General features: G+C 62.6%; 15 protein-coding genes and 3 pseudogenes. 5 read left to right on the top strand and 13 right to left on the bottom strand.

Features of this window, described 5'->3' with window-relative positions; translation table 11 throughout:
• Positions 1 to 78: 78 nt before the first annotated feature.
• Positions 79 to 852 (top strand): diphthine synthase, encoded by a 774-nt coding sequence (gene dph5, locus BDK88_RS11815; protein ID WP_130500555.1) that lies wholly within the window; start codon positions 79 to 81, stop codon positions 850 to 852.
• 1 nt (position 853) lies between these two features.
• On the opposite strand, the gene BDK88_RS11810 is transcribed toward dph5, so the two are convergent.
• The 10 genes and pseudogenes from BDK88_RS11810 to BDK88_RS11765 all read right to left on the bottom strand — a co-directional run bounded on the left by BDK88_RS11810 (position 854) and on the right by BDK88_RS11765 (position 11,622).
• Complete coding sequence (locus BDK88_RS11810; RefSeq protein ID WP_130500554.1) at positions 854 to 1,942, bottom strand: alpha/beta hydrolase; 1,089 nt, start codon at positions 1,940 to 1,942, stop codon at positions 854 to 856.
• A gap of 105 nt (positions 1,943 to 2,047) precedes the next feature.
• On the bottom strand, positions 2,048 to 3,031 hold the full coding sequence (locus BDK88_RS11805; RefSeq protein ID WP_008014336.1) for an isocitrate/isopropylmalate dehydrogenase family protein: 984 nt from the start codon (positions 3,029 to 3,031) through the stop codon (positions 2,048 to 2,050).
• Positions 3,032 to 3,088: 57 nt separating this feature from the next.
• A complete protein-coding gene (locus BDK88_RS11800; protein WP_130500553.1) occupies positions 3,089 to 4,003 on the bottom strand; it encodes a DMT family transporter in 915 nt (304 codons plus the stop codon).
• A 155-nt stretch (positions 4,004 to 4,158) separates the two neighbouring features.
• Positions 4,159 to 4,800, bottom strand: a complete 642-nt coding sequence (gene leuD / locus BDK88_RS11795) for a 3-isopropylmalate dehydratase small subunit (RefSeq protein ID WP_130500552.1) — start codon at positions 4,798 to 4,800, stop codon at positions 4,159 to 4,161.
• Entirely contained in the window at positions 4,797 to 6,218 is a 1,422-nt protein-coding gene (gene leuC, locus BDK88_RS11790) for a 3-isopropylmalate dehydratase large subunit (protein ID WP_130500551.1), read from the bottom strand. The genes leuD and leuC overlap by 4 nt, the downstream gene beginning before the upstream one ends.
• Positions 6,215 to 6,505, bottom strand: coding sequence for a hypothetical protein (locus BDK88_RS11785; protein WP_130500550.1), 291 nt, complete (start codon positions 6,503 to 6,505; stop codon positions 6,215 to 6,217). Before BDK88_RS11785 ends, leuC begins: the two co-directional genes overlap by 4 nt.
• Positions 6,506 to 6,528: 23 nt before the next feature.
• Complete coding sequence (gene ilvC, locus BDK88_RS11780) at positions 6,529 to 7,578, bottom strand: ketol-acid reductoisomerase (protein ID WP_130500636.1); 1,050 nt, start codon at positions 7,576 to 7,578, stop codon at positions 6,529 to 6,531.
• Positions 7,571 to 8,233, bottom strand: coding sequence for an acetolactate synthase small subunit (ilvN, locus tag BDK88_RS11775; RefSeq protein ID WP_130500549.1), 663 nt, complete (start codon positions 8,231 to 8,233; stop codon positions 7,571 to 7,573). The genes ilvC and ilvN overlap by 8 nt, the downstream gene beginning before the upstream one ends.
• Complete coding sequence (gene ilvB / locus BDK88_RS11770; RefSeq protein WP_130500548.1) at positions 8,230 to 10,053, bottom strand: biosynthetic-type acetolactate synthase large subunit; 1,824 nt, start codon at positions 10,051 to 10,053, stop codon at positions 8,230 to 8,232. Before ilvB ends, ilvN begins: the two co-directional genes overlap by 4 nt.
• Before the next feature lie 323 nt (positions 10,054 to 10,376).
• A pseudogene (locus BDK88_RS11765) lies at positions 10,377 to 11,622 on the bottom strand (LeuA family protein).
• Positions 11,623 to 12,060: 438 nt separating this feature from the next.
• Between BDK88_RS11765 and BDK88_RS11760 the strand changes: the two are divergent.
• Positions 12,061 to 12,516, top strand: a complete 456-nt coding sequence (locus BDK88_RS11760) for a ferritin-like domain-containing protein (protein ID WP_130500547.1) — start codon at positions 12,061 to 12,063, stop codon at positions 12,514 to 12,516.
• 208 nt (positions 12,517 to 12,724) lie between these two features.
• Positions 12,725 to 13,015: a DUF5779 family protein gene (locus BDK88_RS11755; RefSeq protein ID WP_008014317.1), complete on the top strand. Its 291-nt coding sequence runs from the start codon at positions 12,725 to 12,727 to the stop codon at positions 13,013 to 13,015.
• 92 nt (positions 13,016 to 13,107) lie between these two features.
• Here the strand turns inward: BDK88_RS11755 and BDK88_RS11750 are convergent, their stop codons facing one another.
• The 3 genes and pseudogenes from BDK88_RS11750 to BDK88_RS11740 form a co-directional block, all read right to left on the bottom strand.
• Positions 13,108 to 13,554, bottom strand: a complete 447-nt coding sequence (locus tag BDK88_RS11750; protein ID WP_130500546.1) for an arsenate-mycothiol transferase ArsC — start codon at positions 13,552 to 13,554, stop codon at positions 13,108 to 13,110.
• 10 nt (positions 13,555 to 13,564) lie between these two features.
• A pseudogene (gene arsB / locus BDK88_RS11745) lies at positions 13,565 to 14,733 on the bottom strand (ACR3 family arsenite efflux transporter).
• Positions 14,726 to 15,125, bottom strand: a pseudogene (locus tag BDK88_RS11740) (metalloregulator ArsR/SmtB family transcription factor). Before BDK88_RS11740 ends, arsB begins: the two co-directional pseudogenes overlap by 8 nt.
• Before the next feature lie 142 nt (positions 15,126 to 15,267).
• Here BDK88_RS11740 and BDK88_RS11735 point away from each other — a divergent pair.
• On the top strand, positions 15,268 to 15,690 hold the full coding sequence (locus BDK88_RS11735) for a RidA family protein (protein WP_130500545.1): 423 nt from the start codon (positions 15,268 to 15,270) through the stop codon (positions 15,688 to 15,690).
• A gap of 470 nt (positions 15,691 to 16,160) precedes the next feature.
• On the top strand, positions 16,161 to 16,403 hold the full coding sequence (locus BDK88_RS11730) for a thioredoxin family protein (RefSeq protein ID WP_130500544.1): 243 nt from the start codon (positions 16,161 to 16,163) through the stop codon (positions 16,401 to 16,403).
• Positions 16,404 to 16,409: the final 6 nt, after the last annotated feature.

The raw sequence follows: 16,409 nt of genomic DNA, 5'->3' as shown, positions 1-16,409 counted from the left end.
GCTCGAGACAATGTGCGAGCGAGGTTCATAGGGCAGCATCTCGAAAGCGTATTCCGGCCGCTACGACTACGAGCGGCTATGCTCACCTTCATCGGCCTCGGCCTCTACGACGAACGCTCGATCACCGTCGAGGGGCGAGACGCCCTGCAGGCGGCCGACCGCGTCTATGCCGAGTTCTACACCAGCCAGCTGATTGGGACGACGATCGACGACCTCGAGTCCTCCCACGATCTCGAGATCGACGTCCGGGACCGCGCCGGCGTCGAACAACACCCCGAAGACATGCTCGAGGCGGCCGAAGACGAGGACATCGCCTTCTTGACGGCGGGCGATACAATGATCTCGACGACCCACGTCGACCTGCGGCTGCGAGCCCACGAGCGCGGGATCGAGACGCGGGTTATCCACGGCGTCACGGCTCAGACGGCGACCAGTTCGTTGACTGGGCTCCAGAACTACCGGTTCGGCAAGGCGACGACGCTCCCCTTCCCCTACGCACACGGAGCCGAGGGGCTTCCCGCAAGCGTAACCGAGACGATCGACAAAAACCGCGCTGACGGCCTTCACACAGTCGTCTATCTGGACATCAAAGCCGAACGTGAGGAGTACATGACCGCCGATGTCGGCGCGGAATTACTCGCCGAGGAATACCCAGATCTCGTCGGCGTCGTCGTCGCCCGTGCGGGCAGCCCGGAGCCGCTCGTCGAGGCCGGCACGATGACCGAACTGGCAGACAGGGAGTTCGGCGATCCGCTGCACTTGCTCGTGATCCCCGGAGAGTGTCACCTGCTCGAGGCCGACGCGCTGATCGAACTGGCCGGTGCCGATCGAGAGACGCTCGACATCGTCTGAGTTACTCGAGGACTCCAGTGATCTGTTCTAGGAAGTCGTTTGGAACCTCGACGTGGGGCGTGTGTCCGACGTTGCTGAAGACGACTTCTTCGTATGCGCCGCCGCGGTCGGCGTAACGCTCGAGGACGGCGCGGGTCTGGTCGACCATGGGCTGCGGTGGGAAGACATCCTCGCCGGGCCAGTCCGGGAGTTCGCCCATTCGGCCGAGCGTGCCGAGGTCGAACAGGGAGGCGTTCGAGACGATCTGGTCTGAGTCGCCGCGGAGCCACAGCACCGGCGGCTTGTCGTCGGGATCGATCTCGGTGATCGCCTCGAGGTCGCAGTACTTCGGCGAGATGGCGTTGTTCACGCCCCTCTCGCCCGGAGCGACGCCGGGCCAGTTGTCGCTCGGTGTCGACGAACCCGGATAGTTCTCGTCGCCGGTCGCCGTCTCGAGCATTCCAGTCAGATAGGACTCCTCGCGGTTGGGGTCGAACTCGTGGGTCGGATCGACGTAGTAGGTGCGCAGGACCTTTCGCGGCGAGGCTTGGTCTTCCTCACTCCGGTCACGATCCGCGAGGCCCGCAACGAACGCATCGTTACCCATTCCGCCACCGGAACCGGCATAATCGTCAAAGCAGGGCGTTCCGTCGACATCTTTCGTCCCGCCGAATCCGTACGGCGAGAGCGGATTGACGAGTACGAGGGCGGCGACGTCTTCGGGGTGATCGATCGCGTACCGCATCGCGACCCCGCCGCCGTTCGACCAGCCCACGAGGACGAACGGTGTCTCGAGTTCGAGATCGGCGACGAGCGCGTGTATATCGTCCCCGTAGTCGTCGAGTCCGGTTGTCGCGTCGACCGGCTTCGTCTCCGAATCGCCGTACCCGCGCAGATCGGGTGCAATCGCCCGGTGACGTGCAGGCAAAGCGGCTATCACGTCTTCGAAGAACCGCGAGGAAGAGACGTTTCCGTGAAGGAAGATAACAGTCTGGCCCTCCTCCCCGGTTCCGCTTTGATCGGTGTCACCTGACTCGAGGTAGTGTGTCGTGAGGCGGTCGGTATCGGCGATCCGTGAATCGACACCTGCGAGAGTGTCGTCTCGAAACATGGTGCTCGGTATCACAGCCCCCCTGATAATTCTCCGGCCGGAATGAATCGGCCGCGGCGCTGCCGGTTCGGACCCGTTGAAAACGAGACGGCCAGTGTGGCGGCGCTACAGTCGGTCGATGACCGCAGCAGTCACGTCCTCGGTTGACGCGTCCCCGCCCAGGTCGGGCGTGCGCGGCCCGTCGGCGAGCGTGGCTTCGACGGCCGCGTTGACGGCTTCGCTCTCTTCTTCGTAGCCGAGGTACTCGAGCATCATCGCGGCAGAGATGATCTTTGCGGCTGGGTTTGCGACGTTCTCGCCGGCGATATCGGGTGCGGTCCCGTGGACTGGCTCGAATAGGGCGCGCTCGGGGCCGATGTTGGCCGAGGGCAGCAGGCCGAGTCCGCCGACGAGGCCAGCAGCGAGGTCTGAGAGCACGTCGCCCGCGAGGTTCGGGCAGACGACGACGTCGAACTGTTCGGGGTCGAGACAGACCCGCGTCGCGAAGGCGTCCATCAGCACTTCGTCGGTTTCGATGCCCTGCTCGTCAGCGACCGATTTGACGGTATCACGGAAGAGTCCGTCCGTCTCACGCATGACGTTGGCCTTGTGGACGATCGTGAAGCTGTCGTGCTTGTCGCTGTCGGCGACGAAGTCACAGGCGAACTCGGCGAGCCGTTCGGAAGCCGACTCCGTGACGACGCGGGTGAGCGTCGAGACGTCGTCGGTCAGTCGGTCCTCGTGGCCCGAATAGACACCCTCGGTGTTCTCCCGGAGGAAGAGCAGATCCGTTTCGGGACGAACGGCGTCGATCCCCGGATACGCCTTTGCGGGCCGAACGTTGACGAACGAGTCAACCGCCTCCCGGAGCGGCAGGATGACGTCTGCGGCCGTCTCGCCGGCCGCGCCGAACAGCGTCGCGTCGGCCGATGCCGCGAGGTCGTAGGTCTCCTGGGGGAGTGCCTCACCGGTCTCTTCTTTGACCGCGTCGCCGGCTTCCGCTTCGATGAACTCGAAGTCGATGTCGAGCGACTCGAGGACTTCCACTGCAGCGGGTGTTACTTCTTTACCGATCCCGTCGCCCGGAATCACGGCGATTTCGTGAGTCATGGCCAACCATCGTCGCGGGGCCGAAAAGAGGGTATCGATTGCCGGACTGGTCGTCGCTTAGGGACTCCCGACGCCAGTGCTGATCCCAACTGCGTTGGCGATCGCATGTCGTTTGAGCAACGCGAACCCGACGACGACCAGTCCGAACCCGGCGACCGTCACCGTACTGATCGACTCCTCGAGAAACACGACGCCCGCAACTGTCGCGACGATCGGAACGGCGTAGCCGACCAGCGCTGCCTCGAACGCGCCGTGTTCCTCGAGGATCCGGAAGTAGATCAGGAAGGCGATGGCAGTCGCGAAGACGCCGAGATAGACGAGCGCGCCGACTGCGGTGGGGACGACGAGCGACGGCGATGGAAACTCGCCAGCGGCGAGACTGGCGGCATGTAAGACGACGCTGCCGATGCCCATCGACCAGCCGACCAGTGCCCCACGCTCGATCGTCGGGCCGGCGCGCTGAATCAGAACTCCACCGAGCGCGATACTGCACACTTGTCCGACGACGAGCAGCCGGCCGAGTGTATCGCCCGCCAGCAGATTGCTCGGATCGGGCTGGACGACGAGTGCGACGCCACAAAAGCCGATCGCGGCCCCGACGGCACCGAGCGGCGAGAGTCGCTCACCGAGTAGCACTACCGCCCACAACGCGGTGATGATGGGGACCAGTCCCTGGATGATCGCGGCGACGCCGCTCGGGACGGTCTGCTGGGCCAGAAAGAGTAAGCCGTTGCCGCCGATCAGAAAGATACCGCCGCCCGTAACAGCTGCCAGATCGTTCCGGCGAGTCGGCACCCAGCCATCGACTTGGGTGGCAGCGTAGGCCAGAAGCAAGATCGCCGCGATGTCGTATCGAACGGCTGCAAACAGCAGCGGCGGGAGATACTCGAGGCCGATCGAAATCGCCGGAAACGAAAGCCCCCAGAGAACTGCGAGGAACACGAAAAGCGGCGCATCAAGAGAGCGAGCCATACAGGCTCTTCCGGGCTATCGTCCGAAGTATCTCGCGATTCCGGGGCCTCTCACCGAGTTCGTGATCGCAAGCGGAGAGTGACGAGTCGAGGTGTCGGCGATTCGACTCGACTCGAGTCAGGAGAAAAACGGAGCGACCGGTCGAAACCGACTCCTTACTCCGCTTCGGGGATCGCTTCGTCGTCGACGTACGGGAGTTCCTTGGCCTTCTCGCGGACTGCGTCGGCGTTGGACTTCATCAGCGCCGTCGTGTCCCAGACGCCGTCGACGAGGGCCTTGCGCTGGGCCTCGTCGACGGTGACGTCGATCGTGGTGTCGCCGTAGGTCACTTCCTCGGCTTCGACGCCGATCTCGATCTCGCCGTCGGGGTGTTCGTCGACCCAGTCCTGCAGTTCCTCGATCGTCTCGCTGTCTGCCGTGACGGTCGGAATTCCGAGCGCCAGGCAGTTACCAGCGAAAATCTCGGCGAAGCTCTCGCCGATAATCGCATCAATGCCCCAGCGCATCAGCGCCTGCGGGGCGTGCTCGCGCGAGGACCCACAGCCGAAGTTACTGTTGACGACCATCACCGACGAGTCCTGAAACCGATCCTCGTTCATCGGGTGGTCTTTGGGGGTGTCGTCGTCGTCGAAGCGCAGGTCGAAGAAGGCGAACTCGCCCAGCCCGTCGAAGGTGACGACCTTCATAAAGCGTGCGGGGATGATCTGGTCGGTGTCGATGTCGTTTCCTCGGATCGGGATGCCCGACCCCGAGACGTAATCGACTTCCGGAATCTCGACCTCGTCGCTTCCGCTCATGCGACGGTCACCTCCTTTAAGTCGCGCACGTCAGTCACTTCCCCAGTGACTGCCGCCGCAGCGACCATCTGTGGGTTCATCAGCACGGTTCGGCCCTCTTTCGAGCCCTGTCGGCCGACGAAGTTCCGGTTCGAGGAGGAGGCGCTTGCCTCGTCGCCCTCGAGTTGGTCTTCGTTCATGCCGAGACACATCGAACAGCCGGCGTTGCGCCACTCGAAGCCGGCTTCCTCGAACGTGTCTTTGAGGCCTTCTTCCTCGGCGGCGTGCTGGACGCGCTGGCTGCCGGGGACGACCATCGCGCGGACGTCGTCGTCGACCTGTCGGCCCTCGATGATCTCGGCGGCGCGTCGCAGGTCCGGCAGGCGGGCGTTCGTACAGGAGCCGAGGAAGGCGACATCGATGTCGTAGCCTTCCATCGTCTCGCCGGGCTCGACGCGCATGTGTTCCTGAGCGCGTCGGGCCGTGTCCTGTTTCTCCGCGGGCAGGTCCTCGGGTGCCGGGATCGGCTCGGTGACACCGACGCCCTGGCCGGGCGTGGTCCCCCAGGTGACGACCGGCTCGAGCTCGCTCGCATCGATGTGGACGACGTCGTCGTACTCGGCGTCCTCGTCCGACGCGATCGACTCCCAGTAGGGTTTGAGCTCGTCGAACTTCTCGGGGTTCTCTTGGAAGTAGTCGGTCTCCTCGAGCCACTCGTAGGTGGTCTCGTCGGGGTTGACATAGCCCGCGCGAGCGCCGCCCTCGATGGACATGTTACAGATCGACATCCGCCCTTCCATGTTGAGGTTCTCGATGGCCTCGCCGGCGTACTCGTAGACGTAGCCGACGCCGCCTTCCGTCCCGAGTCGGCGGATGATCTCTAAGATGATGTCTTTGGCTTCGACACCCTCGCCGAGTTCACCGTCGACCTGGATCTTGCGGACCTTCTGTTTCTCCATGGCGACGGTGCCCGTCGCGAGCACGTCGCGGATCTGGGAGGTCCCGATACCGAACGCGAGTGCGCCGAAGGCACCGTGCGTGCTGGTATGGGAGTCCCCACAGACGATCGTCTTGCCGGGCTGGGTCAGGCCCTGCTCTGGGCCGATGACGTGGACGATCCCCTGATCGCCCGTCGTCGGGTCCGAGAACTCGATGCCCGCCTCGCGGACGTTCTCCTCGAGTTCGGACATCATCTCTTCGGCCGCGTCCTCCTCGTAGGGACGAGACTGGTCGGCCGTCGGGACGATGTGGTCGACCGTCGCGTGGGTCAGCTTCGGATAGGCGACCTCGAGATCGCGCTCGCGGAGCATCCCGAACGCCTGCGGACTCGTGACCTCGTGGATGAGGTGCAGCCCGACGAACAGCTGATCCTGTCCGGTCGGCAGCGTGGTGACTTTGTGTCGGTCCCAGACCTTGTCGTACAGTGTTCCCTCGCTCATTCCTCTTCCTCTTCTTCTACGACCGTCTCACGGTCGGCACGCCCGCCGTGTTCGGTTCCGCGCTCGAAGACGCGGTTCGCATCGTCGGCCTCTTTCGGTGGCGTGTGATCGACGTCACGCATTTTCTGTTTCTTGTCAGTACGCCCGTTTCCGTTGGCCTCCGCCTCGCCCCCGTCGGCGGCGACGATCGGCCCGCGGTTGAACAGCCGGCCAGCCGTCTCCCCGGTGTAGGGGTTGGTGTGGCTGACATTGGCCATCGTGTCTGTTGTGGTGTCGGTTTCGTTCATGGTTGGTCGCTCTCCGTTTTCGGTTAGTCGTCGGCTTGCACCTGGACGGACTCCTCTTCGGTTTCGTCGTCCTCGGCCCAGGCGAACAGGTCGCGCAGTCGCTCGCCGACGTCTTCGATCTCGTGGTTCTGTTCTGCGTTGCGCAGCTGGCTGTAGCTCGGGCGGCCAGCCTGGTTCTCGACGATCCACTCGCGCGTGAACTCGCCGTTCTGGATCTCTTCGAGGATCTCGTCCATGTTCTCACGGACGGACTCGTCGACAACGCGGTCGCCGCGGGTGAGACCGCCGTACTCGGCGGTGTCGGAGACGGAGTTCCACATCTCCATGTTGCCGCCTTCGTACATCAGATCGACGATCAGCTTGAGTTCGTTGAGACACTCGAAGTAGGCGATCTCCGGCGAGTAGCCTGCGTCGACCAGCGTCTCGTAGCCGTGTTTGACCAGCGAGGTGACGCCGCCACAGAGGACGGCCTGCTCGCCGAAGAGGTCCGATTCGACCTCTTCCTGGAACGTCGTCTCGATGACGCCGGCGCGGGTACAGCCGATTCCCTTCGCGTACGCGAGGGCGCGCTCCTCTGCGTCGCCCGTAGTATCCTGGTAGACCGCCAGCAGGCCGGGAGTCCCTTCGTCGTTCTCGTAGTTGCGGCGGACGAGGTGACCCGGGCTCTTGGGCGCGACCATCGTCACGTCGACGTCTTCCGGCGGCTCGATCTGGTTGTAGTGGATGTTCAGCCCGTGGGCGAACTGGAGCGTGTCACCCGCCTCGAGGTTGGGCGCGATGGCGTTCTCGTAGACCGACGCCTGGACGGTGTCGGGCACGAGGACGGACACGTAGGAGGCCTGTGCGACCGCGTCGGCGGGCGCTTCGACGGTGAGCCCGTCTGCTTCGGCGGCCGATCGCGAGGAGGAGTCCTCACGCAGGCCGACGACTACGTCGACCCCGCTCTCGTGGAGGTTCAGCGCGTGGGCGTGCCCCTGGCTGCCGTAGCCCAGTACGGCCACGGTCTCGTCGTCAAGCGTCGATACGTCTGCGTCGTCGTCATAGTAGATGTCGGTGGTGAATTCGTCAGTCATCGTCTGCTGGTTGGGTATAGTCGCCATACTTCGCCTCGTCGGCGGGCTGTGCTGTCAGGTCGGCTCCAGCGGTCTGGTCTGTGCCACGAGCCATCGCCGTCAGCCCCGTCCGGGATACCTCTCGGATGCCGAACTGGCTGAAGGTGTCGACGGCGGCCTCGATCTTCTGGCGCGAGCCAGTGATCTCGAAGGTCGCCGTCTCCGGACTCGAGTCGACAGCCGTCGCGTCATACATATCCGCGACGGCGCTGACTGCCGCTGGGTCCTCGGCGTCGACTTTCACGAGCGCCAGTTCGCGGCGCATCGCGTCGGGCTCGAGTTCGCGCACGGAGATAACCGGCACGAGCTTTCGCAGCTGTTTCTCGACCTGGTCGATCCCGGGGTCGGGCTCCTCGACGACGATCGTGATTCGCGCGCGATCTTCGTCTTCGGTGGGGCCAACGGTCAGGCTCTCGATGTTGAACTGCCGTCTCGAGAACAGTCCCGAGACATCCGAGAGCACGCCGGGTTCGTGTGCGACCAGTGCCGAGATGACGGTACGCCGGGGCTCGTGGGTCGCCTCGACTTCGGGGTCGATGCGAATGCCCTGTTTGTTGCGTCGTCCTGCGGGAGTCGGTCGCTCTTCGGGTTCTGGGCCTTCTAATCCGCGTTTCATAATTGGTCCTCCGTCAGTGCGAACTGGCCGTTGTCGCCGCCGCTTGGCACCATCGGGTAGACGTTGGCGTCGGGATCGATGTGGACGTCGATCACCGACGGGCCGTCGTAGGCGAGTGCCTCCTCGATGGTGTCGGCGACGTCGTCGTAGTCGTCGATGCGGAAGCCACAAGCGCCGAAGGCTTCGGCGAGCTTGTCGAACTCGGGCATCCAGTTGTAGTCCGAAGCGGCGTGGCGGCCCTCGAAGAAGGCGTCCTGCCACTGGCGGACCATGCCGATGTACTCGTTGTTGAGCACGGCGACCGTGATATCCAAGTTCTCGCGGACGGCCACGGACAGTCCCTGCAGCGTCATCAGGAACGAACCGTCACCGTCGACACAGATGACCTCTTGGTCGTCGTCGGCCGCTAGCCGCGCGCCGATGGCTGCGGGCAGACCGTAACCCATCGTCCCGAGACCGTGACTCGAGACCCAGGTTCGCGGTTCGGTGTAGGTCCAGTACTGGGCGGCCCACATCTGGTGTTGGCCGACGCCGGTGGTGACGATCGCCCGGTCGCTCGTGGCCTCGTCTAAGGCTTCGACGACGAACTCCGGCTGGACCGGTGCGTCCTCGGGTGCCTCGTAGGCCATCGAGTAGTCGGATTTCCACTGCTGGCACTGGGCGCGCCATTTCGTGGCTGCCGGTGACTCGTCGACCGCCTCGGCGAGTTGCTCGACGACGGTTTCGGCGTCGCCGACCAGCGGGTAGTCCGCGTAGATGTTCTTCGAGATCTCTGCGGGATCGATGTCGACGTGGATGATCTCCGCGTCGGGCGCGAAGGTCTCGATGCCGCCGGTCAGACGGTCGTCGAATCGGGTCCCGATCCCGATCAGCGTATCACAGTGGGTGATCGCCATGTTGGCATAGCCGGTGCCGTGCATGCCCGCCATCTCGAGGGACAGTTCGTGGTCCTCGGGGAACGCGCCGAGGCCGGGCATCGTGGTGATGACCGGAATCTCGTGTTCGATGGCGAACTCACGACAGGCCTCGCTGGCCTCGCCTTTGATGACGCCACCGCCAAGCAGCATGACGGGACGATCGGCGTTTTCGATCCGCTCGGCCGCGGCTGCGACGATTTCCGAGTCGGCCCGTTCCTGCACGTGGTAGGTGTCGGGCGTTTTCGGCTCGTCGGGCTCGCGGTCGGTCTCGCCGTTGGTGACGTCTTTCGGGAGGTCGACCAGAGTCGGCCCCGGTCGGCCCTCGCGGGCCAGCGCGAACGCCTCGGTGACGTCGCTGCCGACGTGGTCGGCGTCGCTCGCGAACGTATTGTCCTTCGTGATCGGCGTCGTGACGCCGGTAGTGTCGGTCTCCTGAAAGGCGTCGTTGCCGACGAACTCCGTCGGGACCTGTCCCGTCAGCGCGAGCATCGGATCCGAGTCCATGTCGGCGTCGGCGATGCCGGTGACCAGGTTGGTCGCGCCCGGCCCCGACGTCGCGAGACAGACGCCCGGTTCGCCCGAGACGATGCCGTAGGCGTCGGCCGCGTGGGCTGCGCCCTGTTCGTGGGCCATCGTCACATGCCGGATGTCCGAATCGTAGAGGACGTCGTAGACGGGCATGATCGCCCCGCCCTGGACGCCGAAGGCGTACTCGACGCCCGCGTTCTCGAGTGCACGGACGACGGCCTCAGCACCCGACGTGACGGGTTCGGTCGTCGTCTCGGACTCGGTCTCGGCTGCCGAGTCGGGCTCGGTCGCCGCGTCGGGCGCGGCACTGTCGGTGATCTGCTCGTCGGTCTGTTCGTCGTCTGTTGGCGTGACCTTTGCTGCGCGTTCGCTCATCGATTACCTCCCGCCAGTGTGTGGCGATCGGGTGGTGTACGGTAGTGTGTCATCTGGTGGATTGCTGATCGCTCGGAGAACGATGCGGATTCCGGTCCGGAGCTGCGAGGTACTGAAGATGGGGCTAGGATGCCCCTACAATACGAATCGGAGCGAGCGCGCTGATGTCGACTGTGCGGACACGAGCCGACAGGGAAGCGCGAACCGTCATTACTGATTACGTAGCTCTCTCGAGGGACATAATCCTTACGAGTCGCGCCAGGTCGCTGGATCGAACGCGATAGCTGGGGCTCGCGGCCGGTGGCAAACAGGGAGGACATCCCTTAGACGCGCACCTCCTCTTCCTCGGACTGGCGTTCGACGCCAGCCTCCTCGGCGAAGCGCTCCAAGACGTCGACCGTGACGCGGCGCTTCTCGGCCCCGTAATCTTTGACGCGGCGGGTGACGGCGCGCACCTGCTCGTCGGTGGGATCGAAGCCACACTCGACGAGTCGTTCCCGAACTGAGTGGGTACCAGTGTGTTTCCCCATGACGAGCTTGCGCTCGGCACCGACCATTTCGGGGGTCATCACGCCGGGCTCGAAGGTGTCGGAGTTTTCGATAACGCCGGCAGGCGTGGATGCCGCTCTCGTGGGAGAAGGCGTTGTCGCCGACGACCGGCTTGTTGCCCGGGGTATCCATGCCGCTTTTCTCCTCGACGATCTCCGAGAGTTCGGTGATCCGCGTCGTGTCGATCCCCGTGTCGGTCTGGTAGAGCGACTCGACGGCCATCACGAACTCCTCGTAGGCGGCGTTGCCGGCCCGCTCACCGATGGAGTTGACCGAGACCTGCGCCTGGGATGCGCCCGCTTCGATGCCGGCCAAGGCGTTGGCAGTGGCCAGCCCGAAGTCGTCGTGTGCGTGGACGTCGACCCGGGCGTCGGTGTGGGCCAGGACCTTCTCGATCATCGCCTTGAACCGGGTCGGTGTGGCGACGCCGGTGGTGTCGGGAATGTTGATCCAGTCGGTTCCAGCCTCGGTGACCGCCTCGATGACCTCGATCAGGAACTGTTCGTCGGTTCGCGTCGCATCCATCGGCGAGAACATGCAGGTTGCGCCTGCCTCGGTGATGCGTTCGACCGACTCGACTGCGCGTTCTACGACCTCCTCACGGGTGGCGTGCATCGAATCCTCGATCTGGACGTCGCTGGTGGACACGAACGTGTGCACCATCTCGACGCCGGAATCGAGCGCCGCTTCGATGTCCTGGTCGACGACACGGGCTAAGCCACAGGTCGTCGAACTGGTTGCCGAAGCGATATCACGAACGGCCTCGAACTCCGCGTCCGAGTTGACGGGGAACCCGGCCTCGATGACGTGGGTTCCCATCTCGTCCAAGATGGACGCGATCTGCCGTTTATCGTCGTAAGAGAACGAAGTGCCGGGCGACTGCTCGCCGTCCCGGAGGGTCGTATCGAAGACACGTGCTGACTCTATTTCGTCAGTGGAATCTAACGTGCCCTGGAAGAACTCGACCCCCCTGACTGTTGTCAGAGGATGGGCTGTCTTGTGAAGACATTGTATCTGAATCCCAGGTGCGACGACATATATAAAACTACCGCTGTATCTGACAGTGATCGACGATCGATACCATCACAATCGTTTATTGAGGTCCGAAAATCGCATGACGGCGTCTACCTATTATCCGACCATATCTCCTAATACTGTATAGCACGAGCCCGCCGACCGACGTGTTTCTCGAGCAGTGGCCACGAATTCCTCCCTGCTTACCCCAATCAACCTCGCTCGAGCGCTCGCGCGCGGTCGTCGATCGACAAACGGTCACTCTGTCTGCTCGGAGGCCGCTCGAAACGTGAACTGTGCTACTTTCGCTCTCGTTTCTGGATGAGTGGCCAGTCCGATCCGTGATAACGCGTGTACACGAGGTTCACGAGTGAGGGTTGACGGGACAGACGAGAGGCGAACACATGTCAATACTTTATACCCGGCTGTCGTAGAGCGATGCGCATGACGTCCGACGAAATTATCGACCTGCTGACGGAGGCGTATATCGACGAGCTCGAGACCGTAATGAACTACCGGACGAACGCGATCGTTCTCGACGGCATTCACGCCGAGGAAGTCAAAGAGAGTCTCGAGGAAGACATCCCGGAAGAACTCGACCACGCGCGGATTCTCGGCGAGCGGCTGAAACAGCTCGACGAGTCGCCGCCAGGCTCGGAGTCGTTCGAGGCCAACCAGCACAGCCTCCAGCCGCCCGAAGACACCACCGACGTCCAGTCAGTCATCGACGGCGTCCTCGAGGCCGAGGAAGCAGCCATCGAGACCTATCGGTCGCTAGTGGAGGCGGCCGACGATGCGAACGACCCCGTTACCGAAGACGTGGCGGTGACGATCCTCGCCGACGAGGAGGCCCACCGCACCGAGTTCCGCGGCTTCCAGAAAGAGTTCCCGATGGACTGATACGGACTGCTGGCAGTCAGTGCCGGCGCACCCGCAACCCGCACTGCGGGCCCACCGTGACATTGGGACAGCAGACCGTATGACGGTATCAGGTCCGCCCGTTACATGCGCGTGCAGCCCAGCGGAGGGTGAAAGGCCGCATGTGATCGTCCACGGGACCATCCGGCTGAGGCGAACGTTTTTCTCGCCGTAGTTCGACCCACCCGGTATGAGCGATTTCGACCTCGACCTTCGGACCGTCGAGGAACACATCGACGACGAACTCGAGATCGAAGGCAGCATCGTCCTCGGCGTCCTCGACGGGGAGACGCCGGCCGAGGAGTGGCTCGAAGCGATTTCAACGGGGAACGTACTGGTCCTCAACGTCGAGGGGAACGTAAACGAACTGGCATCCGGGTTCGCACGCGACGTCAAGGAGTCAGGCGGGAATCTCGTTCACTTCCGTGGCTTTCTGCTTGTGACGCCGCCGGGCGTGGACGTGAGTACGGACCGGCTCTGATCGCGCTATAGTAACAACTGAAACGATTTACACACCGATCGCACAGCCGTCGTGCGATCGGGTGTGCAGTGACTTTCAGTGGCTACTAGAGGTTATCGGGTCGTCTCGAGTTCGTCGAACAGCGAGCCAACGCGGTGTTCGATCTCGTCACGGATCGTCGCGACTGTCGCCGGTGATTTTCCGTCCGGGTCCTCGAGATCCCAGTCGCGGTTCTCGCCAGCCCAGTTGGCCGGGCAGACGTCGGCAGCCGAACAGCCCATCGTGATGACGTAGTCGCTCGCCTGAAGGTCCTCGAAGGTGACCTCTCGTGGCGTCCGATCGGCGATGTCGATTCCCGTGTCGGCCATCGCGTCGACGACCTCGTCGTGGACGTGGTCGGCGGGTCGCGTGCCGCCGGTGATGAGGTCGATTTCGGCGGCGAGCTCTCGCGTTTCCAGTTCTTGCTGTGCGAACGCGTAGGCCATCTGTGATCGGCCTGCGTTCTGGACACAGACGAAGGCGATACGAGTCGGATCGGTGGAATCGGTGTGTGAAGTCATTGGTATGGTCTCAGTCGTCGTCAGGGGTCGATTTTGTGGATGATGGCTCGAGGCGGCCAGTGGTGGCACCACTCCAGTCGAAGCGTCGCTGGAAGTACAGCGCGACGTTGACCAGCGCGAGCAGGACGGGGACTTCGATCAGTGGGCCGACGACGGTCGTGAAAGCAACGCCGGAGCCGACGCCGAAGACGGCGACCGCGACCGCGATCGCGAGTTCGAAGTTGTTCGAGGCGGCGGTAAAGCCGATTGCGGTCGTCGTCGAGTAGTCCGCGCCGATCCCTCTGCCCATGCCGAAGCTCACGAGGAACATCACCACGAAGTAGATCGTCAGTGGGACGGCGATCAGGAGCACGTCACTGGGCGAGGCGACGATGGCCTCGCCCTGCGTCGCGAACATCACGATGACGGTAAACAGCAGCGCGACGAGTGTCACGGGATCGATCTTCGGAACGAACGTTTCGTCGTACCATTCCTCGCTCTTGGTTCGGGTGCCGATATACCGAGTGAGAAAGCCCCCGGCAAAGGGGATCCCGAGGAAGACGACGATCGCCCTGAACACCTGCGACGGCGTCACGTTGAACGTCTCGATGCCGGCGACGAGCGTCTCCATGCCGAGTAGCGGCGGGAGAAACAGGACCGAAAAACCAGACGTACACCCCGTAGGTAACGATCTGAAAGAGGCTATTAAAAGCGACGAGCCCGGTGACGTACTCGGTCGAGCCGTCGGCGAGTTCGTTCCAGACGAGCACCATTGCGATACAGCGGGCCATGCCGATGAAGACGAGCCCGAGGAAGTAGTCGGGTCGTGCCGGCAGGCCGGGGACGAGTCCGCTAAAGAAGACGACTGCGAGCCCGAACATGAGCGTCGGGCCGATGAGCCAATTCTGGATCAGACTCAACCCGAGGACGCGCCAGTTACGAAAGACAGGTCGGGAGCCGCGAGTAGTCGGCTTTCGCCAGTGGCGGATACATCATCGCGATCAGGCCGATCTGGACGAGATGGAACTCCTGAATCGGCTGGGTGACCGACGGCGCAACGAAGCCGAGACCGACGCCGATAGCCATCGCCCCGAAGATCCAGACGGTGAGATACTTGTCGAGAAAATCCATCGACCGCGGATCGCCACAACTCTCGCAGCCACAGTTCGGCCCGTGTTCGTGAGAGTCGGTGTTACTCATCCGCGGTCACTCCATCCAATAGTGTCAGCATCGCAACCGCGGTGTTCGAGGCACGATACTTCCGCCATCGGCCGTCCTTTCGGCAGGTGATGAGTTCAGCGTCGGTCAAATCCGAGAGCGCGTGACTGATGGCACTCTCGCTTGCATCGATCATCGCGTTCAGTTCACAGACACAGAGCTCGCCATCAGGCAGCCACGAGAAGCCGTACGAGTTTGTATCGCGTCTCGTTTGCAAGCGCCGTCAGTACATCGAGGTCCCTCTCGATCCGATCCGTCGAGAGCACCGCTTCGAGCGTGTCCAGTTCGTCGAGCCGCTGTTCGACGTCCTCGGGACGACAGTCCTCGAGTTCGTCCTCGAGGTAGCGCTGGAGACGTTGTGTCGCTGTTGCCATCACCTCCTTGATTGAGAACCTCTTCAATTAATACTTCCGACTGGTATTCGGTTCTAGCTCTCATACCATTGATTTCTGACCCAATGCAGACTTGTGCAGTTCACCCAACACTCCTATAAGTGAGCAGCCCCTCAATCGTACTGTGCAACAGTCGAAAACCGATCAGCACCAGTTGTCGTCTCGTGCAAGTACCACTGGCCGCAAACAGCGTGCCGGAACGGCGTTTACCGGCGGCTATGGCACGAAGACCGGGAGTTCTGACCTCCTGTTTTTGGAGGGTCAGCTGCCGACCGAAGACGGAACCGTCCCATCAGCACAGTCCGCGGCAGAACAGATGCAACACGCGCTCTCGAACCTCGAGACGGCACTCGAGGAACAGGGCCGAACGCTCGACGACGTGCTCAAAGTGACGGTGTATCTCACCGACCTCGAGCAGTACGACGCGGTCAACGACGTCTATCGCGAGGCATTCGGCGAGCAGCTGCCAGCGCGCAGTGTCGTCGGTGTGTCTGAGTTACTTGGCGGTGCAAGCGTTCAGCTCGACGCGGTTGCGGCGATCGAGTAAGGAGTTCGTTCTCGAACGTTTCTCGTGGGATAGCTGAACGCTATCCGGGAAACAGTATATCGGAGTGTGTCTCTCTCATATAGACTGCATTGGCCACCACATCGAGATTTCTCAATTCAATCGATACCCGATTCGAGTTCGACCGCACTCGATCTGAACCCGATCGATTCATATTCGCACTTGCGTTTACCGAACACATCATCCTGTTAACCCCTCGAATAGGAGTATTCACTTCACTATTTGTCTTTCCCGAACTCGTCAGACATCCTCCTCTCGAGGAACAGCTCTGAGTGAATCCTGCTCAAACAAATCGGATCTTATCGAAACGTACTAATACCGAATCGGACTTTATCGATATGTATGGCAGATCCAATGGTCGACAAGACCGTGGGCGCACAGGCGAGAACGGGTTTGACGGCAGATGACGCCCGGCGTTGGGCCGGTGAAATCGAAAAAACTGGAGGTAACCGATGAAAATCACCGTTTACGGACCGGACGGTTGCAGCAACTGCTCGCGGCTCAAGGAGAAAGCGCAAAACGTCGTCGAGGAGAACGGATTCGACGCGGACGTAGAGAAGGAAGGAGACACGGCGAAACTGGCGGAGAAAGGCATTATGTCCACGCCAGGCTTCGAAATCGACGGCGAAATGGTCTTCACCGGGTCGAATCCGCCTGAAGACCAGTTACAGGAGCTCATCGAGGAACGGTTGTAAGAAACC

The organism is Natrinema hispanicum (assembly GCF_004217335.1).
GTDB lineage: Archaea > Halobacteriota > Halobacteria > Halobacteriales > Natrialbaceae > Natrinema > Natrinema hispanicum.
The sequence above is the reverse complement of the archived record's forward strand: the minus strand, read 5'-3'. Positions and strand labels throughout refer to the sequence as shown.

What these genes read in the sequence shown, in the direction of transcription:
- BDK88_RS11785 (WP_130500550.1), bottom strand. Translation starts at nt 6,505, where the DNA reads ATGAACGAAACCGACACCACAACAGACACGATGGCCAATGTCAGCCAC.
- dph5 (WP_130500555.1), top strand. Translation starts at nt 79, where the DNA reads ATGCTCACCTTCATCGGCCTCGGCCTCTACGACGAACGCTCGATCACC.
- BDK88_RS11750 (WP_130500546.1), bottom strand. Translation starts at nt 13,554, where the DNA reads ATGACTTCACACACCGATTCCACCGATCCGACTCGTATCGCCTTCGTC.
- ilvN (WP_130500549.1), bottom strand. Translation starts at nt 8,233, where the DNA reads ATGAAACGCGGATTAGAAGGCCCAGAACCCGAAGAGCGACCGACTCCC.
- ilvC (WP_130500636.1), bottom strand. Translation starts at nt 7,578, where the DNA reads ATGACTGACGAATTCACCACCGACATCTACTATGACGACGACGCAGAC.
- BDK88_RS11805 (WP_008014336.1), bottom strand. Translation starts at nt 3,031, where the DNA reads ATGACTCACGAAATCGCCGTGATTCCGGGCGACGGGATCGGTAAAGAA.
- BDK88_RS11810 (WP_130500554.1), bottom strand. Translation starts at nt 1,942, where the DNA reads ATGTTTCGAGACGACACTCTCGCAGGTGTCGATTCACGGATCGCCGAT.
- BDK88_RS11730 (WP_130500544.1), top strand. Translation starts at nt 16,161, where the DNA reads ATGAAAATCACCGTTTACGGACCGGACGGTTGCAGCAACTGCTCGCGG.
- leuD (WP_130500552.1), bottom strand. Translation starts at nt 4,800, where the DNA reads ATGAGCGGAAGCGACGAGGTCGAGATTCCGGAAGTCGATTACGTCTCG.
- leuC (WP_130500551.1), bottom strand. Translation starts at nt 6,218, where the DNA reads ATGAGCGAGGGAACACTGTACGACAAGGTCTGGGACCGACACAAAGTC.
- ilvB (WP_130500548.1), bottom strand. Translation starts at nt 10,053, where the DNA reads ATGAGCGAACGCGCAGCAAAGGTCACGCCAACAGACGACGAACAGACC.
- BDK88_RS11760 (WP_130500547.1), top strand. Translation starts at nt 12,061, where the DNA reads ATGACGTCCGACGAAATTATCGACCTGCTGACGGAGGCGTATATCGAC.
- BDK88_RS11800 (WP_130500553.1), bottom strand. Translation starts at nt 4,003, where the DNA reads ATGGCTCGCTCTCTTGATGCGCCGCTTTTCGTGTTCCTCGCAGTTCTC.
- BDK88_RS11755 (WP_008014317.1), top strand. Translation starts at nt 12,725, where the DNA reads ATGAGCGATTTCGACCTCGACCTTCGGACCGTCGAGGAACACATCGAC.